22 protein-coding genes and 1 pseudogene are annotated in these 26348 nt (G+C 62.3%); 13 read left to right on the top strand and 10 right to left on the bottom strand.

Annotated features, from left to right (window positions below; translation table 11 throughout):
• Positions 1–94 precede the first annotated feature (94 nt).
• Positions 95–1306: an enoyl-ACP reductase FabV gene (gene fabV, locus ACF8GB_RS15065; protein WP_196186425.1), complete on the bottom strand. Its 1212-nt coding sequence runs from the start codon at positions 1304–1306 to the stop codon at positions 95–97.
• Positions 1307–1593: 287 nt separating this feature from the next.
• Between fabV and ACF8GB_RS15060 the strand changes: the two genes are divergently transcribed.
• A complete protein-coding gene (locus tag ACF8GB_RS15060; RefSeq protein WP_058604874.1) occupies positions 1594–2772 on the top strand; it encodes an acetyl-CoA C-acetyltransferase in 1179 nt (392 codons plus the stop codon).
• Between the two features lie 66 nt (positions 2773–2838).
• On the opposite strand, the gene ACF8GB_RS15055 is transcribed toward ACF8GB_RS15060, so the two are convergent.
• Positions 2839–3711: a 5-methyltetrahydropteroyltriglutamate--homocysteine methyltransferase gene (locus tag ACF8GB_RS15055; protein ID WP_392527316.1), complete on the bottom strand. Its 873-nt coding sequence runs from the start codon at positions 3709–3711 to the stop codon at positions 2839–2841.
• 228 nt (positions 3712–3939) lie between these two features.
• Here ACF8GB_RS15055 and ACF8GB_RS15050 point away from each other — a divergent pair, with 228 nt between their 5' ends.
• Positions 3940–5424: a methylenetetrahydrofolate reductase C-terminal domain-containing protein gene (locus ACF8GB_RS15050; RefSeq protein ID WP_392527270.1), complete on the top strand. Its 1485-nt coding sequence runs from the start codon at positions 3940–3942 to the stop codon at positions 5422–5424.
• Here the strand turns inward: ACF8GB_RS15050 and yjiA are convergent.
• The 3 genes from yjiA to ACF8GB_RS15035 all read right to left on the bottom strand — a co-directional run bounded on the left by yjiA (position 5384) and on the right by ACF8GB_RS15035 (position 8783).
• Positions 5384–6361, bottom strand: a complete 978-nt coding sequence (gene yjiA / locus ACF8GB_RS15045) for a GTPase (RefSeq protein WP_058637236.1) — start codon at positions 6359–6361, stop codon at positions 5384–5386. The two genes, ACF8GB_RS15050 and yjiA, sit on opposite strands and share 41 nt — an antisense overlap.
• A 144-nt stretch (positions 6362–6505) precedes the next feature.
• Positions 6506–6703 carry a YbdD/YjiX family protein gene (locus tag ACF8GB_RS15040; RefSeq protein ID WP_023534469.1) on the bottom strand — a complete coding sequence of 66 codons (198 nt, stop codon included), beginning with the start codon at positions 6701–6703 and terminating at the stop codon, positions 6506–6508.
• A 13-nt stretch (positions 6704–6716) separates the two neighbouring features.
• Entirely contained in the window at positions 6717–8783 is a 2067-nt protein-coding gene (locus tag ACF8GB_RS15035) for a carbon starvation CstA family protein (RefSeq protein WP_058637213.1), read from the bottom strand.
• A 390-nt stretch (positions 8784–9173) separates the two neighbouring features.
• Here ACF8GB_RS15035 and ACF8GB_RS15030 point away from each other — a divergent pair, with 390 nt between their 5' ends.
• Complete coding sequence (locus ACF8GB_RS15030; RefSeq protein WP_392527269.1) at positions 9174–9539, top strand: PilZ domain-containing protein; 366 nt, start codon at positions 9174–9176, stop codon at positions 9537–9539.
• Positions 9540–9800: 261 nt separating this feature from the next.
• The gene (locus tag ACF8GB_RS15025) at positions 9801–11318 is read left to right on the top strand and encodes a nucleobase:cation symporter-2 family protein (RefSeq protein WP_392527268.1); all 1518 of its coding nucleotides are present in this window, start codon (positions 9801–9803) and stop codon (positions 11316–11318) included.
• A gap of 62 nt (positions 11319–11380) precedes the next feature.
• Here the strand turns inward: ACF8GB_RS15025 and radA are convergent, their stop codons facing one another.
• Positions 11381–12751 (bottom strand): DNA repair protein RadA, encoded by a 1371-nt coding sequence (gene radA / locus ACF8GB_RS15020; protein WP_023534442.1) that lies wholly within the window; start codon positions 12749–12751, stop codon positions 11381–11383.
• Positions 12752–12929: 178 nt separating this feature from the next.
• Here radA and mscL point away from each other — a divergent pair, with 178 nt between their 5' ends.
• A complete protein-coding gene (mscL, locus tag ACF8GB_RS15015) occupies positions 12930–13340 on the top strand; it encodes a large-conductance mechanosensitive channel protein MscL (RefSeq protein WP_023534347.1) in 411 nt (136 codons plus the stop codon).
• Between the two features lie 78 nt (positions 13341–13418).
• Here the strand turns inward: mscL and ACF8GB_RS15010 are convergent, their stop codons facing one another.
• Positions 13419–14195 carry a ferredoxin--NADP reductase gene (locus tag ACF8GB_RS15010; protein WP_058637218.1) on the bottom strand — a complete coding sequence of 259 codons (777 nt, stop codon included), beginning with the start codon at positions 14193–14195 and terminating at the stop codon, positions 13419–13421.
• A 205-nt stretch (positions 14196–14400) separates the two neighbouring features.
• Here ACF8GB_RS15010 and ACF8GB_RS15005 point away from each other — a divergent pair, with 205 nt between their 5' ends.
• Together ACF8GB_RS15005 and ACF8GB_RS15000 are read left to right on the top strand one after the other, a co-directional pair.
• Positions 14401–15108 carry an autoinducer binding domain-containing protein gene (locus ACF8GB_RS15005; protein WP_196186422.1) on the top strand — a complete coding sequence of 236 codons (708 nt, stop codon included), beginning with the start codon at positions 14401–14403 and terminating at the stop codon, positions 15106–15108.
• Positions 15109–15204: 96 nt separating this feature from the next.
• Positions 15205–16329 (top strand): methyltransferase, encoded by a 1125-nt coding sequence (locus tag ACF8GB_RS15000; RefSeq protein ID WP_392527267.1) that lies wholly within the window; start codon positions 15205–15207, stop codon positions 16327–16329.
• Positions 16330–16405: 76 nt separating this feature from the next.
• On the opposite strand, the gene ACF8GB_RS14995 is transcribed toward ACF8GB_RS15000, so the two are convergent.
• From ACF8GB_RS14995 to ACF8GB_RS14985, 3 genes are read right to left on the bottom strand one after another with little or no spacing between them, the layout of a single operon-like run.
• A complete protein-coding gene (locus ACF8GB_RS14995; protein ID WP_058637221.1) occupies positions 16406–16558 on the bottom strand; it encodes a DUF2474 domain-containing protein in 153 nt (50 codons plus the stop codon).
• An 11-nt stretch (positions 16559–16569) separates the two neighbouring features.
• A complete protein-coding gene (cydB, locus tag ACF8GB_RS14990; protein WP_058604864.1) occupies positions 16570–17577 on the bottom strand; it encodes a cytochrome d ubiquinol oxidase subunit II in 1008 nt (335 codons plus the stop codon).
• 3 nt (positions 17578–17580) lie between these two features.
• Positions 17581–19017, bottom strand: a complete 1437-nt coding sequence (locus ACF8GB_RS14985) for a cytochrome ubiquinol oxidase subunit I (protein WP_078478006.1) — start codon at positions 19015–19017, stop codon at positions 17581–17583.
• Between the two features lie 354 nt (positions 19018–19371).
• Between ACF8GB_RS14985 and ACF8GB_RS14980 the strand changes: the two genes are divergently transcribed.
• The 6 genes and pseudogenes from ACF8GB_RS14980 (at position 19372) to ACF8GB_RS14955 (ending at position 26319) form a co-directional block, all read left to right on the top strand.
• Positions 19372–20592: an MFS transporter gene (locus ACF8GB_RS14980; RefSeq protein WP_196141352.1), complete on the top strand. Its 1221-nt coding sequence runs from the start codon at positions 19372–19374 to the stop codon at positions 20590–20592.
• Between the two features lie 201 nt (positions 20593–20793).
• Entirely contained in the window at positions 20794–22089 is a 1296-nt protein-coding gene (locus ACF8GB_RS14975) for an NCS2 family permease (RefSeq protein ID WP_023534351.1), read from the top strand.
• Positions 22086–23171 carry a tRNA (uridine(54)-C5)-methyltransferase TrmA gene (trmA, locus tag ACF8GB_RS14970; protein WP_058604861.1) on the top strand — a complete coding sequence of 362 codons (1086 nt, stop codon included), beginning with the start codon at positions 22086–22088 and terminating at the stop codon, positions 23169–23171. The genes ACF8GB_RS14975 and trmA overlap by 4 nt, the downstream gene beginning before the upstream one ends.
• Before the next feature lie 148 nt (positions 23172–23319).
• Positions 23320–24195 (top strand): neutral zinc metallopeptidase, encoded by an 876-nt coding sequence (locus ACF8GB_RS14965; protein WP_058604860.1) that lies wholly within the window; start codon positions 23320–23322, stop codon positions 24193–24195.
• A 204-nt stretch (positions 24196–24399) separates the two neighbouring features.
• Positions 24400–25464: pseudogene (locus ACF8GB_RS14960) on the top strand (methyl-accepting chemotaxis protein); the annotation flags it as partial.
• The gene (locus ACF8GB_RS14955; RefSeq protein WP_392475719.1) at positions 25456–26319 is read left to right on the top strand and encodes a methyl-accepting chemotaxis protein; all 864 of its coding nucleotides are present in this window, start codon (positions 25456–25458) and stop codon (positions 26317–26319) included. The pseudogene ACF8GB_RS14960 and the gene ACF8GB_RS14955, both read left to right, overlap by 9 nt.
• Positions 26320–26348 lie beyond the last annotated feature (29 nt).

The following is a 26348-nucleotide window of genomic DNA, read 5'->3' as shown; positions in this document are numbered from 1 at the left end:
GGGTTGTCCATCCAGCGGTCTGCGCCCTGGAGTCGCGCACGGCAGCATGAAGACTGGGGCTGCTTGGCAGCCCCAGTAACCTGACCTCAGAGCGTTACAGCTGCACGCAATCGAACTGCACGTCGGTCGCCACATCTTCGTCGTAATCGACGTCCGTGCGCTCGAAGCCGAACAGGTTCAGGAACTGCTTCTTGTAACCGGCATAGTCGGTCAGCTCGAACAGGTTCTCGGTGGTCACCTGTGGCCACATGGCCTTGCAGGCATCCTGCACATCATCACGCAGTTCCCAGTCGTCCAGGCGCAGGCGGCCTTTTTCGTCGACCTGCGCCGGGGCGCCGTCGGTGCGATACATACGGTCACGGAACATGCGATCGAGCTGATCCTGGGTACCTTCGTGGACACCCTTCTCCTGCATGATCTTGAACACCATCGACAGGTACAGCGGCATGACCGGGATGGCCGAACTGGCCTGGGTCACCACCGACTTGAGCACGGCCACATTGGCGCCGCCCTTGGCCTCAGCTGCCAGCTTCTGGTCCAGGCGCAGGGCAGTGTCGTCCAGGTCCTGCTTGGCCTTGCCCAGGGCGCCGTGCCAGTAGATGGGCCAGGTGATTTCGGTGCCAATGTAGCTGAAGGCGACGGTGCGAGCGCCTTCGGCCAGCACATCGGCACCGGCCAGGGCGTCGATCCACAGCTGCCAGTCCTGGCCACCCATGACGGTCACGGTGTCGGCGATTTCCTGCTCGGTGGCCGGCTCGATGCTGGCCTCGATGATGGCGTCCTTGTTGGTGTCGATGGCCGTCGACTTGTACGGCTGGCCGATGGGCTTGAGCGCCGAGCGCACCAGTTCGCCCGTCTGTGGCAGCTTGCGCACCGGCGAGGCCAGCGAATAGATGACCAGGTCGACCTTGCCGCCCATGTCGTTCTTGATCAGCTCGATAACCTTGGCCCGCGCTTCGTCGGAGAAAGCGTCACCGTTGATCGACTTGCTGTACAGGCCCTCGGCCTTGGCGAACTTGTCGAACGCCGCCGCGTTGTACCAGCCTGCGGTGCCGGCCTTGGTTTCGGTGCCTGGCTTCTCGAAGAACACGCCCAGGGTGTCGGCCTTGAAACCGAAGGCTGCAGTGATGCGCGCGGCCAGGCCGTAGCCACTGGAAGCACCGATGACCAACACCTTCTTCGGACCATCCTCGCGCACGCCCAGTTTGCGGGTGGCTTCGATCTGGTCACGGACGTTGAGCTCGCAGCCCTTGGGGTGAGTCGTGGTGCAGATGAAACCGCGGACCTTAGGATGAATGATGGCCAATGTCTGTACCTCGTCTGGTTTATGCACGAAAACGCCACTCAGGGCGTTTTCAAATGTGGACTGAGGGGTAAGACTCACCCCGCAGGTTAGGCGACACATCTTAAGGGTTGAACGCAGCGATGCAAAATCGGTGGGCGGTTGGCGACACGGCGCGCTGTCCGGACGCACCCTCCCAACGCCGAGGCATTGATTCGGTTTTCCTATCAATGGGCAATAAAAACAAACTTAACAAATAAGCAAAATGCGCCGATGCTGGTTGCCCTCACCTTCAGACGGAGAACAACAACATGAACGAAGTGGTGATCGTCGCCGCGACCCGCACCGCCATCGGTAGCTTCCAGGGCGCCCTGGCGGGCGTCCCGGCCGTCGACCTGGGGGCAGCCGTGATCAAGCGTCTATTGGAGCAGACCGGGCTGGAGCCGGCTCAGGTCGACGAGGTGATCATGGGCCAGGTGCTCACGGCCGGCGCCGGGCAAAACCCTGCACGTCAGGCAGCGATCAAGGCAGGCCTGCCGTTCAGCGTGCCTGCCCTGACCCTGAACAAGGTCTGCGGCTCCGGTCTCAAGGCACTGCACCTGGGCGCCCAGGCCATTCGCTGCGGCGACGCTGAGGTGGTGATCGCCGGCGGCCAGGAAAACATGAGTCTTGCCCCTTATGTAATGCCTTCTGCCCGCACCGGCCAGCGCATGGGCCATGGCCAGCTGATCGACAGCATGATCAGCGACGGCCTATGGGACGCGTTCAACGACTACCACATGGGCATCACGGCTGAAAATCTGGTGCAGGAGTACGCGCTGAGCCGTGAACAGCAGGACGCCTTCGCGGCCGAGTCGCAGCGCAAGGCGGTGGCAGCCATCGCCGCTGGCCGCTTCGAGGCCGAAATCACCCCGATCGTGCTGCCACAGAAAAAAGGCGAGCCCAAGGTTTTCGCCCAGGACGAACAGCCACGTTCGGACACCACGGCCCAATCCCTTGCCAAACTGCGCCCTGCCTTCAAGAAGGACGGCAGCGTGACGGCAGGCAATGCCTCCAGCCTCAACGATGGGGCCGCGGCAGTGCTGCTGATGAACGCTGCAAAGGCCCAGGCATTGGGCTTGCCCGTGCTGGCCAGGATCGCGGCCTATGCCAGCGCTGGGGTCGACCCCGCCGTGATGGGGATCGCCCCTGTCTCGGCGACTGAACGCTGCCTGGGCAAAGCAGGCTGGCAACTGGCCGACCTGGACCTGATCGAAGCCAACGAGGCGTTCGCGGCCCAGGCGCTGGCCGTTGGCAAGGCGCTGGCGTGGGATGCTTCGCGGGTCAACGTGAACGGTGGGGCGATTGCGTTGGGTCATCCCATCGGTGCATCCGGGTGCCGCGTGCTGGTCACCCTGCTGCACGAGATGATCAAGCGCGATGCCAAGAAAGGTCTGGCAACGCTGTGTATCGGGGGGGGGCAAGGCGTGGCCCTGGCGATCGAGCGCTGATCAACCGAGCCATGGGCACTTGGACGCCGCCGTGCACGCCCTAGCGGCGGCATCTGCCATGCACAATCAGGCGTTGGCTACCTGCAGGGCGTGGAACGCGGGTGGCGTGACCTTGATCGGATCATTGAGCGCCTTGACCAGCCGGACCACTTCCTCACAGGCCTGCACGGCGACGCCCAGCGGGCTGTGCAGCAGTGAGCACGCCGTACCGATCCACAGTCGCTCCCCCAGACGCTCATTGGCTTCACACAGCCAGTGCCACTTGCTGTCCAGGGCATGCTGGGCATCGTTTTCTGCGTCGACCAGGCCCAACGACAGCACTTTGTAGGCAGGCAGGCGGTCCAGGGTGCTCGTCAGCTGCTCAGGGTCGCTCACCAGGTCGATGTGCAAGCCGTCCACCGGCAGGTGCGCGGCCAGGCCAAGGTTGCCCTGCAAGCCACCGGCCCACGTCGCGATCAGCTTTTTCAACGGGGCGCGCTGCAGGATGTTGTAAACCCGCTCGTAGGCGTTCTTCCAGTCCTGCGGCAGCGCCTGGGCAAGGATCGGCTCATCGATCTGCACCCACTGCACGCCTTGTTCGGCCAGGCGATTGAGAACGGCGTCGTAGTACGGAAGCAGTTCGTCGACAGATTCCAGCGCCAGGCTGTGCCCGTCTTGCGCCGCGCTTTGCCACAAATAGGTCAGGGGGCCGACGAGAACAGGTTTGACGGTGTGGCCCAGCGCGCTGGCCTGGGCCACTTCCTGTAGCAGCTGATCGGCAAGCAGGGTGAAATGCCGCGTCACAGGTGCATGTGGATCGCGCATTGCCCCGCCCTGCCAGTCTACATCGCCCACAGGCAACAGCTCGATACCGGCGTCTTTCTGCATCTGCCAATGACGTGCGCGAAGCGCATGGTCGTTGCCAGTGCGTGGAAAGCCCAGGTTATGCGCCAGTGCCATGTGTATGTCCCCAATGTGCAGAAATGATGGGGGCATTTTCAGATCGATGAGCGTTTGAAACAAACTCAATAAATTTGAGATCAACTCAAGTTTCCCTCATGTTACTCGCGCTGGCGCACCCGTGACGCCTAGCCGTGTCTTGATCAGATCAATGCGCTGCGCAACCGGGCATGACCCATTCACAGGGCTGGCGCACAATGCCAGCCTGCCCACACTCGGTGTTCCGTCATGAGCGTGCTCAAAACTGCCCTGCAACAACAGCAATTCGCTTGCGTCATGGAGTTCGTCCCCAAGCCGTCAGCAGAGCGTTTTGCGGCGATGGACGCCATAATGGCCCGCAGGCAGCTGTGTGGCTGGCCGATGACACTCGCCATTGGCGACCGGGTGAGCAGCCCGCTGGACATGTCACCCCTGGATGCCTTGGCCTGTTTCGAGCATCCGGTACCAGCCCTGCCCCACTTTTCCGGCAAGGACCGGGAGCGCCATCACCTGCTCGCTCAGATGCGGCGCATGGATGCTGCGGGCCAGCACCAGTTGCTGATGCTGACAGGGGACCGCCTGCCAGGCCATACCCCAGGCAAGCGCCCGGTGCGCTACCTGGAATCGGTGGCAGCGCTGCAGATCGCCCGGCAAACTTATCCGCACTGGTGGCTGGGCGCAGCGCTCAACCCGTTTAAATACCGTGAAGAAGAAGGCGCCGCTCAGTACCTGAAGGCTGAAAAGAAATTGGCAGCCGGTGCCGACTTTTTCATCCTGCAGCTAGGTTTCGATGCTGCCAAGCACCAGGAAGCCATGCACTGGATGCGCCGCCAGCGCGCACCTAAACCTATGCTGGCTTGTCTTATGAGCCTTACCCAAGGCCGTGCGGGCATGCTCGATCATGTCGCAGGCGTGACCGTCACCCCGTCGATGCGGCAAATGCTGGAAGCCGAGGCGGCGCAATCCAAGGCCTTTGCCCAGGCTCGCAGCATCGACCGCCTGGCCCTGCAGGTCATTGGGGTTAAGCTGATGGGCTACGCCGGCGTGCATCTGTCGGGCATCCATGAGCCCAGCCAGCTGCTTGCCTTGGAGGCACGCCTTGCGCACTGGCAGACGCAAGTGGCCACGCTGGAGCAATGGGCGCCTGCCTGGCAGGCCAGCTGGCAAATGCCTAGCCTACCGGCAGTGACGTTTCACCCACCGCAGGCGGCATGGCGCGAGGGAGAGTCGCGTGTCGTGGCTTCGTTTGCCCAGAAAGCCCGCTACCACGCCATGCATGGCATGCATGGCCTGTTATTCAGTCGTCGCAACCCGGTGAGTCAGTTGTTCGGGTGGGCGGTTCGCCAGCCGATGTGGACGACAGGCCTGGGCGCCCAGGTGCTGCACAGCGTGGAGCGGGCCGTGAAGCGACCACTGCTTGGCTGCGACACCTGCGGTCGTTGCCGCCTGGAAGACACCTTGTACACCTGCCCCGAGACCTGCCCCAAGGGCCTGGCGAACGGCCCCTGCGGCGGTACCACCTTGAACCGGTGCGAGTTTGGCGATCGTGAGTGCATCCACAGTGCCAAGTACCGCACGGCCAAGGCGGTGCGGCAAACCGATGTGCTGGCCCAGCGCTTGATCCCTTGCGTGGAGCAGCACAACCGCCATCGAAGCTCCTGGCCGGGTTGGTTCGGTGGAAAGGTTCAGCCCGTCACTCGGCCGTCAGCGCCTCGAAGCCGGCGCGAATCGTAGCTTCGGGAAGATCATCGGCAATGAACACCATGACGCTCTCGCGCGGTTCGGCCTCAGCCCATTCAGCGTCCCAGTCGAACCCGTAGAGCTTGAGCACGCCCTGAAACACCAGCTTGCGATCCTCGCCCGCGATATTGAGCACGCCCTTGTAACGCAACAGTTGCGTGCCATGGGTTTCCAACAGGCCATTCATGAAGTCGCTGAGGCGGTCGATGTCCAGCGCCTTGTCGGTGCGCAACACCAAGGTGGCGATACGGTCCGGGGTGGCGGCTTTGAGTACTGGACGCAGGGTGGGTTTGAGGTTGGCGCCCAGGTCCGGGTTGAGGTTGAAGCCGCGTACATCGAGCAGTGCACCCAAGTCGATGCGGCCTTGTTCGACCACATGCATGGCGGCCCGCCCATTGATGCGGGCCAGGCGCTCGCGCAAGGCTTGCACGGTGGCCGGTTCCACCAGGTCGGTCTTGCTCAGCAGCAGGCGATCGGCAAAGCCCACCTGGGCCTGGGCGATGGTCTGGGTCAGGTGGACGTCGGCGTGAGCGGCGTCGACCAGGGTGATGATGCCGTCCAGGATGTACCGCTCGCGCAGCTCTTCGTCGATGAAGAACGTTTGAGCCACAGGCGCGGGGTCGGCCAGCCCTGTGCACTCGATCACCAGCCGATCAAAGGCAATTTCGCCAGCATCGAGCCGCTCCAGCAGCAGGAACAGCGCACGGGTAAGGTCGCCATGGATGCTGCAGCACACACAGCCGTTGGCCAGGGTCATGACCTGCACCGGCTCGTCGCCGAGCAACTGGCTGTCGATGCCTGCTTCGCTGAACTCGTTTTCGATCACGGCCAGCCGCAGGCCGTGCTCGGCCTTGAGCATGTGCTTGAGCAGCGTGGTCTTGCCGGCACCGAGAAAGCCGGTCAGTACGGTTACGGGAATCGGGGTCTGCACGCAGAACATCTCCTGTTCGGAAAAAACACAGGCCCCACCGCGACAGGCCTGCGCTCATCACCAGCACCTGCCCCCAAGAGGAGCGGGCTTGTCGATGACCACAGGCTGCCGACGATGGGGCCGGTACAGCTTAACGCTTTGGGCTTAACAGCACTTTGGCCCGGACTTGCCACCATAACGTGCTTCCTGGCGCTCTCGGAAGAACGCTTCGTACGTCATGACCGGTTTGTCCGGATGCGTCTTGTTCATGTGTTCGACGTAATTGTCGTAGTCAGGCATGCCCACCATCAAGCGTGCAGCCTGCCCCAGGTATTTGCCCAGCCGACCCAGGTCATTGAACATCGCAGCAGTCCTCTCAAGCGTCAGGCAGAGCCTGGAACGGGGTTTCCTTGTCGGTCCGCTCTTTGCGACCCCAGGCGGCGTAACCCACCTTGATCGCGAAGAACAGAATGCTGAATACCACCAGCAGGAACAGGATGGTCAGCCCGGCGTTGGTGTAGGCGTTGTAGATCACGTGCTGCATCTGCCCGATGTCCTTGGCCGGTGCCAGCACCTGACCAGCGTCCAGTGCGGTGCTGTATTTCTTGGCCAAGGCCAGGAAGCCCACGGCCGGGTTGGGATCGAACAGCTTGATCAGGCCGGCCGCCGTGGTGCAGATCAGCAACCAGGTGGCTGGCAGCAGCGTGACCCAGATGTAGCGCTGGCGCTTCATCTTGATCAGCACCACGGTGCCCAGCATCAACGCAATACCGGCCAGCATCTGGTTGGAGATGCCGAACAGCGGCCACAGCGTATTGATACCCCCGAGCGGGTCGATCACGCCTTGGTAGAGCAAGTAGCCCCACATGGCGACGCAACCTGCGGTGGCCAGCAGGTTCGCGCCCCACGATTCGGTGCGCTTGAGCGCTGGCACGAAGCTGCCCAGCAGGTCCTGCAGCATGAAGCGCCCGGCACGGGTACCGGCGTCCACGGCGGTGAGGATGAACAAGGCCTCGAACAAAATAGCGAAGTGATACCAGAACGCCATGGTGTTCTCGCCAGGCAGTACTTGGTGAAGAATCTGCGCGATACCCACGGCCAATGTCGGCGCACCGCCGGCGCGGGCCAGGATGGTGTGCTCGCCGATGTCACGGGCAACCGCCTCGAGCTGCTCAGGCGTGATCAAGAAGCCCCAGCTACTGACTGTCTGAGCCACCGAAACCGCGTCTGCACCGACCACGGCAGCCGGGCTGTTCATGGCGAAATACACGCCCGGCTCGATCACCGAGGCCGCGACCATGGCCATGATCGCCACGAACGATTCCATCAGCATGCCGCCGTAGCCGATGTAGCGGGCGTTGGTTTCGTTGTCCAGCAGCTTGGGCGTGGTGCCCGACGAGATCAGGGCATGGAACCCAGAGACCGCGCCACAGGCGATGGTGATGAACAGGAACGGGAACAGCGTGCCTTTCCAGACCGGGCCGGTGCCATCGGTGAACTGGGTCAGCGCTGGCATCTTGAGCTCAGGGGCGATGATCAGGATGCCGATGGCAAGGCCCACGATGGTGCCAATCTTGAGGAAGGTGGACAGGTAGTCACGCGGGGCCAACACCAGCCAGACCGGCAGCACGGCTGCGACGAAGCCGTAGCCCACCAGCATCCAAGTGATTTGAACACCGGTGAAGGTGAAGGCTGGGCCCCAAACCGGATCCGCGGCAATCTGGCCGCCCAGCCAGATGGAAGCCAGCAGCAGCACCACGCCGATGAGGGAAATCTCACCAATGCGGCCGGGGCGGATGTAGCGCATGTACACGCCCATGAACATGGCGATCGGGATGGTCGCCATCACCGTGAACATGCCCCAGGGGCTCTCGGCCAGGGCCTTGACCACGATCAGCGCCAGCACCGCGAGGATGATGATCATGATCAGGAAACAGCCGAACAGGGCGATGGTGCCCGGAATGCGGCCCATCTCTTCGCGCACCATGTCGCCCAGCGAGCGGCCGTTGCGGCGTGTGGACAAGAACAGGACCATGAAGTCCTGGACGGCACCGGCCAGTACCACACCGGCAATCAGCCACAGGGTGCCGGGCAGATAGCCCATCTGCGCCGCCAGTACCGGGCCGACCAAGGGGCCTGCGCCAGCGATGGCCGCGAAGTGGTGGCCGAAGAGGATGTGCTTGTTGGTTGGAACATAGTCCAGACCGTCATTGTTGAGCACCGCAGGGGTGGCGCGGCGTGGATCGAGTTGCATCACTTTGGTGGCGATGAACAGACTGTAATAGCGGTAGGCGACCAGATAAATGGCCACTGCCGCGACCACGATCCACAAGGCATTGATCGCTTCGCCACGGCGCAGGGCGACGACACCCAGCGCGCAGGCTCCCAGGACTGCCAGCACCAGCCACGGGAGGTGGCGTAGCAGGCTGTTGTTATTGTTCATAGTTGGCTTCCAGCTGAGAGGTTGGAATGGATGGCCCTCTGAGTCTAGGGCCTGCCTGCCGGCTTTACCATCTCCAATTACGCCAGATGCCACAGGCCAGAACCCGCTCTAGTGCGGGGCTCATCCTCGGGTGCCAGCGCCCCTTCAACCTACAGCTGGGTTTGGCAACTGGCGCTCCTGGCAGAGATGTGGCGTGGTAATTCTATGGTTCATAACCTGCAACTGCCGGAGCGCGAAGGCTACCATGTGCTACTTGGCCTCTGGAAAATTGCTTGAACCGATAAAGCTTTTCATCAGGCAGTGGGCCTGGACTTCTTCAAATAGCCTGGGTGGCAAACAATGACGTACATATGGCTGGTCTATAGTCTGAACATCAGATGAGGACTCGCCATGACCCCGCCACATTCCGAGCGCCGCCGCTTCCAACGCATCGATTTCGACGCACCTGCCGAACTTCGCCAAGGCGAGCAGCGCTCGCCTGCCAGGCTCATCGATCTATCCCTCAAAGGCCTTCTGGTCGAGCGCCCGACCGACTGGAACCCAGACCCAACCCAGAACTACGAGGCGGTCATCCAACTTGACGCCGATACCTGGGTGAAGATGCAAGTCGAACTGCGCCATGAAGAACTCACGCGGCTGGGCTTCGTTTGCCTGTACATCGACATCGACTCCATGAGCCACCTGCACCGTCTTGTGGAACTGAACATTGCCGACAGCACCGAAATGATGCGTGAGCTGCGTGAATTGATCGAATAACAGGATCTATTAGCTGGCTAACTGCCCGACCACCGCCCCTTTCCTGTCCATCTAGACAGCTTCCTGCCTGTCTCAGGCACCGTTGTATACACCCTTTCGTACAAGCGCTTTGGGTTGGTATGCCTCCTGCAACGAGGACGCGTACGCCCCAAGGCTGCCCATGACGGCGCTTGGATCAAAAAATTGTATACAATTTGTGTAGTACCTGTAGGCAATAACTGACTACAGTAGCTCCACAACAATAAACAGAGAGCCTGCGCCATGACTACGTCCACAAACACGTCTCCCGCCCAGCGGCCAGAGGACGAAAACCTCGGCCTGGGTGCCAATCTGGCCTATGGCCTGCAGCACGTGTTGACCATGTATGGGGGAATCGTTGCCGTACCCCTGATCCTGGGGCAGGCCGCAGGCCTCAATGGCGCAGAAATCGGTATGCTCATCGCCGCTTCGCTGTTTGCAGGTGGCTTGGCGACCTTGTTGCAAACCCTCGGCCTGCCGTTCTTCGGCTGCCAACTACCCCTGGTACAAGGGGTGTCGTTTGCCGGCGTCGCCACCATGGGCGCCATCCTCAGCAGTGAGAGTGGGGGCGGGCTGCCGGGGGTGCTGGGCGCGGTGATGGCCGCCTCGCTGATAGGGCTGCTGATCACCCCGGTATTCTCACGCATCACCAAGTTCTTCCCACCGCTGGTCACCGGCATCGTGATCACCACCATCGGCCTGACGCTGATGCCGGTGGCCGCGCGCTGGGTGATGGGTGGCAACAGCGCCTCACCTGACTTCGGCAGCATGGCCAACATTGGCCTGGCCGCCCTCACTTTCGCCATCGTGCTGCTGTTGAGCAAACTGGGCAGCGCGACTATATCCCGGTTGTCCATCCTGCTGGCGATGGTGGTCGGTACGCTGATCGCCTGGGCACTGGGCATGACCGACTTCAGCAAGGTTACCGAAGGCCCTGTTTTCGCCTTCCCCACGCCCTTTCACTTCGGCATGCCGGAATTCCACATCGCCGCCATCCTGTCGATGTGTATCGTCATCATGGTGACGCTGGTCGAAACCTCGGCCGACATCCTGGCCGTGGGTGAGATCATCGGTACCAAGGTCGACTCCAAGCGCCTGGGCAATGGCCTGCGTGCCGACATGGCCTCGAGCATCCTCGCGCCGGTGTTCGGCTCATTCACGCAAAGTGCATTCGCCCAGAACGTCGGCCTGGTGGCGGTCACCGGCGTGCGCAGCCGCTACGTGGTGGCCACCGGCGGTGTGATTCTGGTGGTACTGGGCCTGCTACCGATCATGGGGCGCATCATCGCTGCGGTGCCTACCCCCGTGCTGGGCGGCGCGGGCATCGTGTTGTTCGGCACGGTGGCAGCCAGCGGCATTCGCACCTTGTCCAAGGTCAGCTACCAGAACAACGTCAACCTGATCATCGTCGCCGCTTCCCTGGGCTTTGGCATGATCCCGATCGCCGCACCGGCCTTCTACCATCAGTTCCCCAACTGGTTCGAAACCATCTTCCACTCAGGCATCAGCTCGGCGGCGATCATGGCCATCCTGCTGAACCTGATCTTCAACCATTTCACGGCAGGCAACTCGGACCAGCAGTCGGTGTTCGCTGCCGGCTACGAACGCACCATTCGCTACTCGGATATCTCCGCACTACGCGACGGGGACTATTTCAAGGATGGCAGGCTGTTCGATGCCGAAGGCCATGAGGTACCGATGAAGGGCCAGGACGAGCACGGCAGTGAGCCGGTCAAGCGCGCGGCAGTCGTCGAGCACTGACCCATCACGTGGGAGTTGTACAGGGCCGATGCGCATCGTCGGCCCTTTTTTTCGCTTGTGGATTATTCGAACAAGGCGTCCAGCGCCTGCTCAAGGCGCGTCACGGCGATCACCTGCAACCCTGCAGGCGCCTCCTTGGGTGCATTGCCCTTGGGCACGATGGCGCGCTTGAAGCCGTGCTTGGCAGCTTCCTTCAGCCGCTCCTGGCCACTGGGCACAGGCCGCACCTCACCAGACAGGCCGATTTCCCCGAACACCAGCAGGCCATGGGCCAGCGGCCGATTGCGCAGGCTGGACATGACGGCAGCGAGCAACGCCAGGTCCGAAGCCGTTTCCAGTACTTTCACACCGCCCACCACGTTCAGGAACACATCCTGATCGTGGGTCGGGATGCCCCCGTGCCGGTGCAGAACGGCCAGCAGCATGGCCAGGCGGTTCTGATCCAGGCCCAGGGTCACGCGGCGCGGGTTGGCCAGGTGGCTGTCATCGACCAGTGCCTGGACCTCGACCAGCATTGGCCGAGTGCCTTCCCAGGTGGCCATCACGACGCTGCCGGGGACTTCTTCCTGGGTGCGATTGAGAAAGATCGCCGAGGGGTTGGAGACTTCTTTCAAACCTCGGTCGGTCATGCCGAACACGCCCAGCTCGTTGACCGCGCCGAAGCGGTTCTTCACCGCCCGCAGCAGCCGCAGGCGACCGTCGGATTCGCCTTCGAAATACAGCACGGTATCGACCATGTGCTCCAGTACCCGCGGGCCTGCCAGCGAGCCTTCCTTGGTCACGTGGCCCACCAGGAAGATCGCCGTGCCACTTTGCTTGGCATAACGCACGAGCAGCGCCGTACTTTCACGCACCTGCGCGACCCCGCCTGGGGCCGATTGCAACTGTTCGGTGAAAATGGTCTGGATGGAATCGATCACCATTACCCGTGGTTTTTCCTGACGGGCGGTGGCGATGATGGTCTCGATGCAGGTTTCGGTCATCACCTTGAGCTGGTCCTGGGGAAGGCCCAGACGCCTGGAGCGCATGGCCACCTGCTGCTGGGATTCCTCGCCGGTGACGTACAGCGCCGGCATGCCGACGGCGATGTTGCACAGGGTCTGCAGCAGGATCGTCGATTTGCCGATCCCAGGGTCGCCACCGATCAACACCACAGAGCCATCAACCAGGCCACCGCCCAGCACCCGGTCGAGCTCGGTGCTGCTGGTGGTGAAGCGCGGGATCTCCTCGACGCTGACCTCAGCCAGGGTCTTGATCTGTGCCTGCTGCCCCGTCCAGCCGGCGCGGCCCGTGCTGGGTGCTGCGGCGCCGCCGCTCTCGATCATGGTTTCGACCAGCGTGTTCCAGGCGCCACACTCGCCGCACTGGCCAGCCCATTTCGGAAAAGTCGCGCCGCACTCGGTGCAGCCATACAAGCGCTTGGCCTTGGCCATGGGGAGTGCCTCCGGGCAAAACCTGCATGATACCCGAGGCTGGCCGTGCCCCGAATGCCTTGGGATGCGACAAAACTATTCGGTGCGACGGAAGTCACTACCCCTGAATGCAGCGCATGAAGCGTTTAAGTGGCTTACACTGCGTTTACCTCACCATTTGTTACAAAGGAATCGAAACATGGGCATGATCAGTGAGTTCAAGGCCTTCGCGGTCAAAGGCAATGTCGTCGACATGGCGGTAGGTATCATCATCGGCGCGGCCTTCGGCAAGATCGTCTCGTCCTTCGTCGGCGACGTGGTCATGCCACCGTTGGGCCTGCTGATCGGCGGCGTTGACTTCAGCGACCTGGCCATCACCTTGAAGGCGGCGCAAGGCGACGTCCCGGCCGTGGTGCTGGCCTATGGCAAGTTCATCCAGACCGTGATCGATTTCGTGATCATCGCCTTTGCGATCTTCATGGGCGTCAAGGCCATCAACCGGCTCAAGCGCGAAGAGGCCGTGGCGCCAAGCGTACCGCCCGCGCCGTCCCCCGAGCAGACCCTGCTTACCGAGATTCGCGACCTGCTCAAGGCTCAGAACCGGCCCTGAAGTGCACCGTTACAGGCTGCAGGAAGCGGCAAAGCTTCATGCACCGCTGCGCCCCTGTAGCCTGTAGCGGCACGCCGGCTACCAGTACGTCTCGACGGCCACCTGGCCCGGCCGTTTGCTAAGGCTCAATTGCAGATCACGGGCCTTGAGCACCTTGCGCGTTTCATCGATCATTTCAGGGTTGCCGCACAGCATGATTCGCGAATGCTCCGGTGACAGCTCAAGCCCTGCCGCCCTTTCCAACTCGCCGCTTTCGATCAAGGTGGTGATGCGCTGATTCAGGGCGCCTGGATGTCGCTCACGTGTCACGACCGGGATGAACTGCAACTTGCCGGCATGCTCGGCCAGGTACTCACGCTGCTCCAAGCCAGCAATCTCGTCCAGATAGGCCAACTCCTTGGCCTCACGCACCGAATACACCAGCTTGATGTTGTCGAAGCGTTCCCAGGCTTCGAAGTCCTGCAAAATCGACATGAACGGCGCGATGCCTGTACCCGTGGCCAGCAACCACAGGTCGCGTCCGTCGACAAAACGGTCGAGGGTGAGAAAGCCAAAGGCTTGCCGCTCCACCAGGAGCGAATCGCCCTCACCCAGTCGGCTAAGCTCACTGGTGAATTCGCCACCCGGCACTACGATTGAAAAGAACTCAAGGTATTCGTCGTGGGGTGCACTGACCATGGAGTAGGCGCGCCAAACCACACTGCCATCAGCCTTGGTCACGCCCAGGCGAGCAAACTGACCGGAGCGAAAGCGAAAACCCGCATCACGGGTGACCCGCAGGCTGAAGAGGTTCGGCGTGAGCGGCTGAACCTCGAGCAAGGTCTGGCGGGTGAATTTTTCGTCGCTGGCGGTCATGTCGGGCTCCATATCTTGGGGCCCTACAGTGTCGCGCAAAGCGCCCGCGATAAAAACCACTGGATTTTTGCGGCTTCGAAAGTTGTACAAAGATATACAGAAGCACAGCACAGTTATAGCGAAAAAGACGGACACACCGGTTTGGAGCTATCTACACTGCCTTCGAACCCATACGGATTGGGCCGCGTCGCCCTTGGAGACTCACATGTTTCACTGGAACCCCGAGCACCTACACGCCCTGGTGAGTGAGCGTAATCCTCGGAAGCTGTTCGACATCGCGGTGCATCTGGTTCAGGATCTGGGTTTCGAGTATGTGGGACTTAAGCTTCGCATTCAGATTGCTACCCAGACACCACGGCATTACTTGTACAGCAATTACCCCAGGGCATGGATCGAGCGCTACCAGCGCGAAGAATTCTACAAGCAGGACGCAGCGGCTGCGCTCAGCCACCGCTCGACCAATCCTGTGGTATGGAGCGATGAGGTCTACCGCGAGGCACCGCATTTTCGCGAGGCAGCCTGCGAGCATGGCCTGCGTCATGGCTGGACCCAGACCTTGCATGATCTGCAGCACAACGAAAGCCAGATGAGCGTGTCCAGGCCGCTGCGCACCGTCGAGACCGCCGAGCTGTTCGAAAAAGCCGGGGCCATCCAGTGGTTGTGCCATACCTTACATGCGGTGCTGAGCGCGCATCACCTCGATGCACTGTGCCCCTCCCAGCCCAAAATGAGCGAACGCGAGTTGGAAGTGCTGAAGTGGTCGGCGGCAGGCAAGACTGCTTCCGATGTCGCCTGCATCCTGTCACTGTCGCAGAGTACGGTGAATTTTCACATTCGCAGCGTGATTGCCAAGACCAACGCCGCCAACAAAGCGGGCGCTGTCGCCATCGCCGCGTTGCGCGGCTGGATCTGATCCCGGACCTGCGAGCCCAGCCAAAGCCCTGTAGAATCGCTCGACTAGGCCCGCAGCGAACGGTTGCGGGCAGCTTTGTACCCGAGCCAGATTGCCATGCCCCTGTTGACCACGCCCTTCGCCGAACTCGATCTGATCCGCCAGCCGGACCAGGCCAACGATCCCTTGCAGGCCTTTGACGCCGCCGATGAGTACCTGCTCGAACAATTGCATGCCCAGGCGTTGCCAGCCGGCAGCCGTGTGCTAGTGCTCAACGACAGTTTCGGGGCGCTGGCGGCAAGCCTCGCCAGGCACCTGCAGGTGACCAGCAGCGGCGACTCCTACCTTGCTCAACTCGCGCTGGCCAAGAACCTGGCACGTAACGGCCTGCCTGCCGACAGCGTTTCGTTCGTGCCTGCCTGTCAAACCTGGAACGGCCCCTTTGATCGGGTAGTGGTCAGGGTGCCCAAGACGCTTGCCTTGCTCGAAGATCAACTCATTAGGCTGCAAGGGCACCTGGCGCCGCAGGCGCAGGTGATTGCCGGGGCTATGATCAAGCACCTTCCCCGTGCTGCCGGCGACTTGCTGGAAAAGTATGTCGGCCCTGTGCAAGCCTCGCTGGCACGTAAAAAAGCCCGGCTACTGACCGCCACGGTGGATGCGCGCCCTGCCTTTACATCGCCCTACCCCAGCCGCTATCGCCTCGAATCGCCAGCGCTGGAGTTGCTCAACCATGCCAATGTCTTCTGTCGTGAAGGCCTGGACATTGGCACACGGGCATTTCTTCCGCATCTGCCGGATAACCTGGGCAACGCCCGGGTCGCGGACCTGGGTTGCGGCAATGGCGTGCTGGCCATCGCCAGCGCTCTAAAAAATCCAGACGCCCAGTACACCTTGGTGGACGAGTCGTATATGGCCGTGCAATCGGCACGGGAAAACTGGCAGCGTGCGCTGGGTGATCGCCCAGCCGACTTCCTGGCCGCAGACGGCCTGGCCGGCATCGAAAAACAGTCATTGGATGTAGTGCTGTGCAATCCGCCCTTCCACCAGCAGCAAGTGGTGGGTGACGTGCTGGCCTGGCGTATGTTCCAGCAGGCCCGCGAGGCGCTGGTGGTCAGCGGCGCCTTGTACATCGTGGGCAACCGCCACCTGGGCTATCACAGCAAGCTTGCCCGCCTGTTCCGGGGCGTGGAGCAGGTGGCGGCAACGCCCAAATTCGTGGTGCTCAAGGCGCGCAAGTAACTGTCGACTAGGTGGAACAGCGTACGGCGCCTGGGTGAGCAGGCGCGTTCGGCGTACTACCGGCTGATGCCGGGGTTCAGTGGGTGGTCAAGCCGGCTGCGCTCATGAACAGGCGCATCAACCATGCCGCTACACCCAGCGCGGCCACACTCAACGCCCAGATCAGCACCAGCCAGCCCAGGCGCTGCCACAGCGGTTTCTTGCTTGCCACGTCCTGATCACGGGTCATGGTGCAGTCTCCTAGTGATAGCCTTGGTCATGGGTGACCTTGCCGCGGAACACGTAGTAGCTCCAGAAGGTGTAACCCAGGATCAGCGGGAGAATGAACAGCGTTCCCACCAACATGAAGCCTTGGCTTTGCGGTGGCGCGGCAGCCTCCCAGATCGAGATCGATGGCGGGATGATATTGGGCCACAGACTGATGCCCAAGCCACTGTAACCCAGGAAGATCAGCCCCAGCGTCAACAGAAACGGTGTGTAGTTCGCGCTGCGGGCTACTGCCTTGAACAGGTTGTAGAAGGTCAACAGCACCAGGATCGGCACCGGCATGAACCACACAAGGTTGGGCATGCTGAACCAGCGGTCGGCAATCTGCGGATAGGCGATTGGCGTCCACAGGCTGACGACACCCATGACGGCCAGCAACACGAGCGCCAGCGGCCGCCCCAGCTTGTGCATCTGCTCCTGAAGCGGCCCTTCGGTCTTCATGATCAGCCAGGTACACCCCAGCAGTGCATAGGCCACGATCAGCCCCAGGCCGCAGAACATGCTGAAAGGTGTCAGCCAGTCCAGCGAGCCGCCGGCGTAATGCCGATCCACCACCTTGAAGCCTTCGATGAAGGCGCCCAGCGCTACGCCTTGGAAGAACGTCGCCACCAGAGAACCCCAGATGAACGCCTTGTCCCATAGATGGCGGCCAGCATCGGTGGCCTTGAAGCGAAATTCGAAGGCCACGCCACGGAAGATCAGGCCGATCAGCATCAGGATCAGCGGTAGATAGAGCGCTTCGAGCACGACCGCGTAAGCCATCGGGAACGCGCCGAACAGCCCCGCGCCACCCAGCACGAGCCAGGTCTCGTTGCCATCCCAGACCGGTGCGACTGTGTTCATCATCACGTCCCGGTCACGCTCTTGTTTGACGAAGGGGAAGAGCATGCCGATGCCCAGGTCGAAACCGTCCATCACCACGTACATCATGACGCCGAAGATGATAATGACGGCCCAGATCAGTGGAAGATCGATACCCATGGCTCAGTTCCCCTTGCTCAGGTCTGCAGTGGTGGCATCGCTGCCTTCGTCGGCGGCGGACAATGGCCGCGCCGGCGTGCGTTTGCGGCCAGGACCGCCCGGACGCTGCTGATCGCCTTCGCCGGTATGCGGGCCCTTGCGCACCAGGCGCATCATGTAGGCGAACCCGGTGCCGAACAGCGCGAAGTACACCACCACGAACGCCACCAGGGTGAACCCCAGCTGGGTATAGCTGTGGTTGGAAACGCCGTCGGCTGTGCGCATCAGCCCGTAGACCACCCAGGGCTGGCGGCCGATTTCGGTGGTGAACCAGCCGGCGAGGATTGCCAGCAACCCGGAAGGCCCCATCCAGGTCACGAAGTGCAGGAACGGCCGCGAGGTGTACAGCTTGCCGCCCTTGCGCAATACAAGGCTCCACACGCCAGCGGCGATCATCAGCATGCCCAGCGCCACCATGATGCGGAAGGACCAGAAGATGATGGTGGAGTTGGGCCGGTCTTCAGGCGGGAACTCCTTCAAGGCCGGCACCTGCTTGTCAAGGCTGTGGGTGAGGATGAGGCTACCGAGCACCGGGATCTCGATCTTGAACCGTGTCGTTTCAGCTTGCATGTCCGGGATGCCGAAGAGGATCAACGGAGTAGGCTCGCCGGGGCGGTTCTCCCAATGCCCCTCGATAGCGGCGATCTTCGCCGGTTGATGCTTGAGGGTATTGAGGCCGTGGAAGTCGCCGATCACTGCCTGGATCGGCGCGACGATCAACGCCATCCACATGGCCATGGAGAGCATCTTGCGCACTGAAGGGTTGTCGCGCCCCCGCAGCAGGTGCCAGGCGGCCGACGCGCCCACGAAGAAGGCGGTGGCGACGAACGCCGCCGTGGCCATGTGCATCAAGCGGAACGGGAACGAAGGGTTGAAAATGACAGCGAACCAGTCGACCGGAATCACGCGACCGTCGATGATTTCGTGACCTTGCGGGGTATGCATCCAGCTGTTCGAGGCCAGGATCCAGAACGTGGAAACCAGCGTTCCGAGCGCCACCATGCAGGTAGCGAAGAAATGCAGCCCACGGCCCACGCGGTTCCAGCCAAAGAGCATCACTCCCAAGAAACCTGCTTCGAGGAAGAAAGCAGTCAGCACCTCGTAGGTCAACAAGGGCCCGGTGACCGAACCTGCAAATTCGGAGAAACGGCTCCAGTTGGTGCCGAACTGATAGGCCATGACCAGGCCCGAGACCACGCCCATGCCGAAGTTGACTGCGAAGATTTTCGACCAGAAGTGGTACAGGTCTCGATAGACCTGCCTGTCTGTCTTGAGCCACAGCCCTTCGAGCACCGCCAGGTAACTGGCCAGGCCGATGGTGATGGCAGGAAACAGGATATGGAAGGATACGGTAAACGCGAACTGGATCCGGGCAAGATCCAGTGCCTCCAGACCGAACATAGGTGCTACCTCATCAGATAATCCGGCGGTCGGGCACTCGGCCCTTTCGCCCACTGCCCCCACATAGTCGAGTACGGCATGTTGGAATTGTTCTGTTCGATGTGCAGGGATTGCGGCCAAAGGCCGAAATCGTCGGGGATCGTTGCAAACGTAACGATTGATCCAGGTCAACGATATGAGTCAAGCATAGCCCCGAACAGCCCGGTGCGAGGTGTGGTTGTTTGCCGCGTGACCGGTTGCCCCACCCCCTGTTCAGCGGCACGGAAACTGTGTCGAACACGGTAAACAGCAACTATTTGTTACATACAGATGATAGGCTGCGGAGCTTCCTTGCATCGAGGTCACAGGTGTCCGATGTCCGAGACTGAACCGCTGCTGTTGCGTCATCATCGCCCTTTTCTGGCGTTCTGGCTGGCACGGGTCTTCACCGCCAGCGGATTCCAGATGTTGACCGTGGCGATTGGCTGGCACCTGTATCAGCTGACCGGCAACGTGCTGGACCTGGGGCTTGTGGGGCTGGTGGAATTTGCACCCCGTGTGCTGTTCATGCTGCATACCGGCCATGTGGCCGACCGCTATGACCGGCGCAAGGTCGCCGCCCTGTGCCAATGCCTGCAAGGGCTGATCGCACTGGCCCTGGCGCTGGGCAGCGCCACGGACCAGGTCAGCCGCGAGTTGATTTTCGTGCTGGCGTTTCTGCTCGGCGCCACCCGTTCGTTCGAGATGCCGGCGACCCAGGCGCTGTTGCCCAACGTCGTGCCCGCGGGCCTGTTTCCACGGGCGGTCGCCGCTTCGGCCTCTGCGACTCAGTCGGCCACCATCGTGGCCCCCGCCGTGGGTGGGTTCCTGTATGCCTTCGGCAGCGGCTGGGTCTACGGCCCGACCGTGGTGCTGTATGCCATAGCCTGTGGGCTGACCCTGAGCCTGCACGTGCGAGGACAGGTCGTTCAACGCGGCCGTGCCACCGTCGAGTCGCTGCTGGCCGGCATTCGTTTCATTCGCAGCCGACCGGATATCCTGGGCGCCATCTCGCTGGACTTGTTCGCCGTGCTACTGGGCGGGGCCACGGCGCTGCTGCCGGTATTTGCCAAGGACATCCTGCTGACAGGCCCGCTGGGCCTTGGGCTGCTGCGTTCGGCGCCCGCGGTGGGCGCGTTGCTCATGTCGGTGTGGTTGGCGCGCTTTCCCTTCGAGCGCAAGGTGGGCCGAACCATGTTCACGGCAGTTGGCGTCTTTGGCGTGGCCACTGTTGCGTTCGGCCTCTCGACGTCCTTCTGGTTTTCCCTGGCGGTCCTGGTGGTGCTGGGCGCTGCCGACATGATCAGCATGGTCATTCGAGGCGCCTTCGTGCAGTTGCATACCCCGGATGAAATGCGCGGGCGCGTCAGCGCCGTCAACGGGCTGTTCATCGGTGCCTCCAATCAGCTCGGCGAATTCGAATCGGGGGTCACCGCGCACTGGTTTGGTACGGTCCCGGCCGTCGTCATGGGTGGGGTGGGGACCCTGGTGGTGACGGGGGTGTGGATAAAACTGTTCCCCACCTTGGCCAACCGAGACCGTTTGCACGAAGGCTGAAAAGCCACCCCAGCGGCCCTGCACGCCATGCGCACCGGGCGGGGCCGGTCTATTCCCAGACGGCCATAGGCCCCTGCACGGCATGCTGGTATGATGCGCGGCTTTTTTCTGCCCCATAGAAATCACGGCAGCCGGTACGGTCTGTGCTTTGCTGATGGGGTCGACATATTCATGGCGCCGGGGGCGCCTCGGGGAGCGGGCATGCTGGAAAGGCTGTTTCAACTAAAAGCACACAACACCAATGTGCGCACCGAGATACTGGCGGGCGTCACCACCTTCCTGGCCATGGCCTACATTCTCTTCGTCAACCCGAGCATCCTCGGCGAGACGGGCATGGACAAGGGTGCGCTGTTCGTCGCGACCTGCCTGGCGGCGGCCATTGGCTCGACCACCATGGGCCTGATCGCCAACTACCCGATCGCCTTGGCGCCGGGCATGGGCCTGAACGCATTCTTCACCTACACCGTGGTGCTGCACATGGGGCACACCTGGCAGGTGGCCCTGGGCGCGGTATTCCTGTCGGCGGTGATGTTCTTCCTGCTGTCGATCTTCCGGATCCGGGAATGGATCGTGAACAGCATTCCCCTGCCCCTGCGCTCGGCCATTGCGGCGGGTATCGGGTTGTTCCTGGCGTTGATCGCGCTGCACAACGCGGGCATCGTCGTGGATAACCCTGCGACTTTGGTTGGCCTGGGTGACCTGCGCCAGCCGGCACCGATCCTGGCCACCCTGGGCTTCTTCCTGATCGTAGGCCTGGAAGCGCTGAAGGTGCGCGGCGCCGTGTTGATCGGCATCCTGGCCGTGACCGTGGCCGCCATTGCCATGGGCGTGACGCCATTCGGGGGCATCGTGTCCATGCCGCCTTCGCTGGCGCCGACCTTCCTGCAGCTGGACATCGCCGGGGCGCTGGATGTGGGCCTGGTGAGCGTCATCTTCGCTTTCCTGTTCGTCGACCTGTTCGACAACTCCGGCACCCTGATTGGCGTAGCCAAGCGCGCCGGGCTGATGGGCAAGGACGGCCACATGCCGAAGATGGGCCGTGCCCTGATTGCCGACAGCACCGCCGCCATGGCCGGCTCGCTGCTGGGCACCTCGACCACCACCAGCTACATCGAGTCTGCGGCTGGCGTAAGCGCCGGGGGCCGTACGGGCCTAACGGCCATCGTGGTCGCCGTGCTGTTCCTGCTGGCCCTGTTCTTCGCGCCGCTGGCCGGCAGCGTACCGGCATTCGCCACTGCGCCAGCGTTGCTGTTCGTTGCCGTGCTGATGGCCTCGGGCCTGGCGGAAATCAACTGGGACGATGTCACCGAAGCCGCCCCGGTGGTGGTTACCGCGCTGGCCATGCCGCTGACCTATTCGATTGCCAACGGCATTGCCTTCGGCTTCATCGCCTGGACCGCCGTGAAGCTTATTTCCGGGCGTCGCCATGACCTGAACGCGGCCCTGGTGATTCTTTCCATCCTGTTCGTCATCAAATTGGGTTGGTTCAACGCATGAGTGCTGCATTCGACCCTAGCGCCTACGACGCGCAACTGCAGGATAAGGCCGCCCGCTTGCGTGCGCTGCTGGCCCCCTTTGGTGCGCCAGAGCCTGCCGTGTTCGACTCGCCGCGCGCGCACTATCGTCTGCGTGCGGAGTTCCGCCTGTGGCGCGAGGACGGCCAGCGCCACTATGCGATGTTCGCCCCTGGCGAGAAGCACAAGGCTATCCTGATCGACGATTTTCCGATTGCCAGCGAGCGCATCAACGACCTGATGCCGCGCCTGAAGGCGGCCTGGCAGGCCAGCGAGGCATTGAGCAATCGCCTGTTCCAGGTGGAATTCCTCACCACCCTGGCCGGTGATGCGATGGTCACCCTGTGCTACCACCGCCCGCTGGACGAAGCGTGGGAAGTGGCTGCGCGGCAACTGGCTGAAGACCTGGGAGTGAGCCTTGTCGGCCGCTCCAAGGGCAAGCGCCTGGTCATCGGCCGTGACTATGCGGTTGAAAAGCTCGACGTGGCCGGCCGTGTGTTCAGCTATCGCCAGCCTGAAGGTGCATTCACCCAGCCTAACGGCGCCGTGAACCAAAAGATGCTGAGCTGGGCCTTCGAGGCCATTGGCGAGCGCGATGACGACCTGCTCGAGCTGTACTGCGGCAACGGCAACTTCACCTTGCCGCTGGCCACCCGGGTGCGCCAGGTGCTGGCCACGGAGATCAGCAAGACCTCGGTCAATGCTGCACTGAGCAATCTGGCCGAAAACGCTGTGGATAACGTGCGGCTGGTGCGCTTGTCGGCTGAAGAGCTGACCCAGGCGCTGAACGAGGTGCGCCCGTTCCGCCGCCTGGAAGGCATCGATCTGAAAAGCTACGCATTCGGCACGGTCTTCGTCGATCCGCCGCGCGCCGGCATGGACCCGGACACCTGCGAGCTGACACGGCGCTTCGAGCGGATCCTGTACATTTCGTGCAACCCGGAAACACTCGCGGCGAACATTGCCCAGCTCCACGATACCCACCGGATCGAGCGTTGCGCGTTGTTCGATCAGTTCCCCTACACCCACCACATGGAAAGCGGTGTGCTGCTGGTGCGGCGCTGAGCCTGGACCCTGTGCAGGTCGGGGCCGATGAAATTGAATTCAGCCGCCCCGGCAATCTCCAATGCGCTAGACAGCTGCCGGTGCTCTGACACCTGAGGCTGTGTTGAACTAATATTTGTCTTCTTGTTTCACGCTCTGGAGAGCACTCATGGAATGGCGAAAAGGCCGGCGTAGCGACAATGTGGTCGATGCACGGGGCGCAGGTGGCGGTGGCATGCGCTTTGGCGGTGGCAAAGGGCTGGGGCTTGGCGCCATCTTGCTGATTGTCGGGATCGGCTGGCTGACGGGCCAGGATCCCTTGCAGATCCTCGGTCAACTGACTGGCCAGATGCAGCAGCAAGCGCCTGCCGTGACCGATGGCAAGGCGCCACCGGCCAATGACCAGCAGGCAGAATTCGTCGCCTCCGTATTGGGCGACACCGAAGACACCTGGCAAGCCCTGTTCGCCCAGTCCGGCAAACAGTACAGGGACCCCAAGCTGGTGCTGTTCAGTGGTCAGGTGAATTCTGCCTGCGGCTTTGCCACCGCGGCGGTCGGGCCGTTCTACTGCCCGGCGGATCAGCAGGTGTACCTGGACATGTCGTTCTTCCGGGAAATGGAAACACGCTTCTCGGCTGCCGGCGACTTCGCCCAGGCGTACGTGATCGCCCATGAAATCGGCCACCACGTGCAGACCCTGCTTGGCGTCTCGGCCAAGGTGGATGCGGCAAGACGCAGCGGCCAGCGCATGGAAGGCAGCAATGGCCTGCTGGTGCGCCAGGAACTGCAAGCTGACTGTTTTGCTGGCGTGTGGGCCTACCAGGCACAAAAACGCCTGAACTGGTTGGAACCTGGCGATGTGGAGGAAGCGCTCAATGCCGCCAATGCCATCGGTGACGACCGGCTGCAGCAACAAGGTCAAGGGCGCGTGGTGCCGGATTCGTTCACCCACGGCACCTCGGCGCAACGCGTACGCTGGTTCAAGGCCGGGTTCGCTCAAGGCGACGTCGACAGCTGCGACACCTTCAGCGCGCGTAATCTCTGAACATGTTCAGCGTTGCACCTGATTGATTCGACTATTGCAGCACCTGTGGTCGCTGAAACGCGCCGTATCGCCCTTACGGCTGAAAAAGCGTTTCAGCTTCCTCGCCAACGGCCGATAACTCCAGCACGATTGAGCGGGCATCCAGAATAACAACGCCTTGCGATCGGAGATCAAAAGAGCGAAAACAACTTCTGGAGTGCGTGCATGAACAGCTGGTTTGCCAATATCAGCGTCAACCTCAAACTCGGCCTGGGCTTCGGCTTGGTGCTGATCCTGACCGGCCTGCTGGCCCTGGTGGGCTGGACGAGCCTGGGCGGTCTCATCGACCGCAGCAACTGGATGAGCGACATCGGCCAGTTGAACAAGGACCTTACCGACCTGCGTATCGCCCGCCTGCAATACATGATCGCCAACGGCGATGACGCCGCTGCTGCCAACACCTTGGCCAAGCTCGACACCTTCAGCAAGCAGCAGGCTTACCTGGAGCACACGTTCAAGAGCCCTGAAAACGTCAAGTTGCTGGGCGAACTGGGCGACATCATCAGCGCCTACAAGGTATCGCTGTCCAAGATGCGCCAGGGCTATGACGCCAGCCGTGCCGCCCGCGCCGCCATGACCCGCGCCGGTAACCAGGCTGACCAAGCCATGGAGGCATTGAGCCAGGAAGTCATGGCTCGCCCAGAGGCCGACAGCGTGCGCCTTGCGCAGTACCAGCTGATCAGCAAGGCCCGCCAGCAACTGATGCAGGTGCGTATCGATGTACGCGGCTACATCGCCGACAACACGGCGGACAATGAGCAAGCGGCTCTGCGCCAGCTCGATGCGGCGCTTGCGGTGGTCGATAGTCTCAAGCGTGAGCTGTCCGGCCCAAGCGAGCGGGTGCAACAGCTCGAGCGCGCAGTCACCGACTACCGTGAAGCTACGCGTCAATTCCGCGATGCCGTGGCCACCATTACCAGTGCGCGCGCCGAGATGACGGTTCAGGGCGCGGACATCGTCAAGCACAGCGATGCGCTGTACAAGATCCAGCTGGAGCGTCGCGACGTCGAAAGCAGCCAGGCGCGCACCTTGCAGACCATCGCCACCCTGCTGGCATTGCTGGTGGGCATCGTGGCAGCCGTCCTGATCACCCGGCAGATCACCCGGCCGTTGCAGGACACCCTGGCCGCGGTTGAGAAAATCGCCAGCGGTGACCTGACCCAGCAGTTGCATGTCACCCGCCGCGACGAGCTGGGGGTGCTGCAGCAAGGCATTGCCCGCATGGGCACGACCCTGCGCGAGCTGATCGGCGGCATTCGCGATGGCGTGACCCAGATCGCCAGCGCTGCCGAGGAGCTGTCAGCCGTGACCGAACAGACCAGTGCCGGTGCCAACAGCCAGAAAGTCGAAACCGACCAAGTGGCTACGGCGATGCACGAGATGGCCGCCACGGTTCAGGAAGTGGCGCGCAATGCCGAACAGGCTTCGCAGGCGGCCACAGGTGCCGATGGCGAAGCGCGGGCCGGGGATCGGGTGGTGGGCGAGGCAATCTGCCAGATCGAGCGCCTGGCGCAGGACATGCACCGCTCCACCGAGGCCATGACCGCGTTGCAGCAGGAAAGCCAGAAAATCGGCAGCGTCATGGACGTGATCAAGTCGGTGGCCGAGCAGACCAACCTGCTAGCCCTCAACGCGGCCATCGAGGCGGCGCGTGCGGGTGAAGCCGGGCGCGGTTTTGCCGTGGTGGCAGATGAAGTGCGCGGGCTGGCCCAGCGTACGCAGAAGTCGACCGAGGAAATCGAGGAGCTGATCGCCAGCCTGCAGCATGGCACCCAGCAGGTGGCCAATGCCATGCAGGGCAGCCGCGCCTTGACCGACAGCAGCGTCGAACTGGCGCGCAAGGCGGGTGAGTCGCTGGAGAACATCACAGGCACCGTGTCGAGCATCCAGTCGATGAACCAGCAGATTGCCGCTGCGGCCGAGCAGCAGAGCGCGGTGGCTGAAGAGATCAGCCGCAGCATCCTGAATGTGCGCGATGTGTCGGAGCAGACGGCCTCGGCCAGCGACGAGACGGCGGCGTCGAGCGTTGAGCTGGCGCGGCTTGGGGGTGAGTTGCAAATGCTGGTCAGCCGGTTCCGGGTTTGACCTGAAGCAAAGGGTTGGACGGGGGGCCG

The organism is Pseudomonas sp. xss_4 (genome assembly GCF_043104125.1).
Lineage (GTDB): Bacteria > Pseudomonadota > Gammaproteobacteria > Pseudomonadales > Pseudomonadaceae > Aquipseudomonas > Aquipseudomonas parafulva_B.
Note: the sequence above shows the minus strand (reverse complement) of the source record. Positions and strands in the feature narration are given on the sequence as shown.

Bases quoted from the DNA above. Each gene is read 5' to 3' on its own strand.
- ACF8GB_RS15060 (WP_058604874.1), top strand. From the start codon at position 1,594: ATGAACGAAGTGGTGATCGTCGCCGCGACCCGCACCGCCATCGGTAGC.
- ACF8GB_RS15055 (WP_392527316.1), bottom strand. From the start codon at position 3,711: ATGGCACTGGCGCATAACCTGGGCTTTCCACGCACTGGCAACGACCAT.
- ACF8GB_RS15050 (WP_392527270.1), top strand. From the start codon at position 3,940: ATGAGCGTGCTCAAAACTGCCCTGCAACAACAGCAATTCGCTTGCGTC.
- ACF8GB_RS15040 (WP_023534469.1), bottom strand. From the start codon at position 6,703: ATGTTCAATGACCTGGGTCGGCTGGGCAAATACCTGGGGCAGGCTGCA.
- ACF8GB_RS15035 (WP_058637213.1), bottom strand. From the start codon at position 8,783: ATGAACAATAACAACAGCCTGCTACGCCACCTCCCGTGGCTGGTGCTG.
- ACF8GB_RS15030 (WP_392527269.1), top strand. From the start codon at position 9,174: ATGACCCCGCCACATTCCGAGCGCCGCCGCTTCCAACGCATCGATTTC.
- ACF8GB_RS15025 (WP_392527268.1), top strand. From the start codon at position 9,801: ATGACTACGTCCACAAACACGTCTCCCGCCCAGCGGCCAGAGGACGAA.
- radA (WP_023534442.1), bottom strand. From the start codon at position 12,751: ATGGCCAAGGCCAAGCGCTTGTATGGCTGCACCGAGTGCGGCGCGACT.
- mscL (WP_023534347.1), top strand. From the start codon at position 12,930: ATGGGCATGATCAGTGAGTTCAAGGCCTTCGCGGTCAAAGGCAATGTC.
- ACF8GB_RS15010 (WP_058637218.1), bottom strand. From the start codon at position 14,195: ATGACCGCCAGCGACGAAAAATTCACCCGCCAGACCTTGCTCGAGGTT.
- ACF8GB_RS15005 (WP_196186422.1), top strand. From the start codon at position 14,401: ATGTTTCACTGGAACCCCGAGCACCTACACGCCCTGGTGAGTGAGCGT.
- ACF8GB_RS15000 (WP_392527267.1), top strand. From the start codon at position 15,205: ATGCCCCTGTTGACCACGCCCTTCGCCGAACTCGATCTGATCCGCCAG.
- ACF8GB_RS14995 (WP_058637221.1), bottom strand. From the start codon at position 16,558: ATGACCCGTGATCAGGACGTGGCAAGCAAGAAACCGCTGTGGCAGCGC.
- cydB (WP_058604864.1), bottom strand. From the start codon at position 17,577: ATGGGTATCGATCTTCCACTGATCTGGGCCGTCATTATCATCTTCGGC.
- ACF8GB_RS14985 (WP_078478006.1), bottom strand. From the start codon at position 19,017: ATGTTCGGTCTGGAGGCACTGGATCTTGCCCGGATCCAGTTCGCGTTT.
- ACF8GB_RS14980 (WP_196141352.1), top strand. From the start codon at position 19,372: ATGTCCGAGACTGAACCGCTGCTGTTGCGTCATCATCGCCCTTTTCTG.
- ACF8GB_RS14975 (WP_023534351.1), top strand. From the start codon at position 20,794: ATGCTGGAAAGGCTGTTTCAACTAAAAGCACACAACACCAATGTGCGC.
- trmA (WP_058604861.1), top strand. From the start codon at position 22,086: ATGAGTGCTGCATTCGACCCTAGCGCCTACGACGCGCAACTGCAGGAT.
- ACF8GB_RS14965 (WP_058604860.1), top strand. From the start codon at position 23,320: ATGGAATGGCGAAAAGGCCGGCGTAGCGACAATGTGGTCGATGCACGG.
- ACF8GB_RS14955 (WP_392475719.1), top strand. From the start codon at position 25,456: ATGGGCACGACCCTGCGCGAGCTGATCGGCGGCATTCGCGATGGCGTG.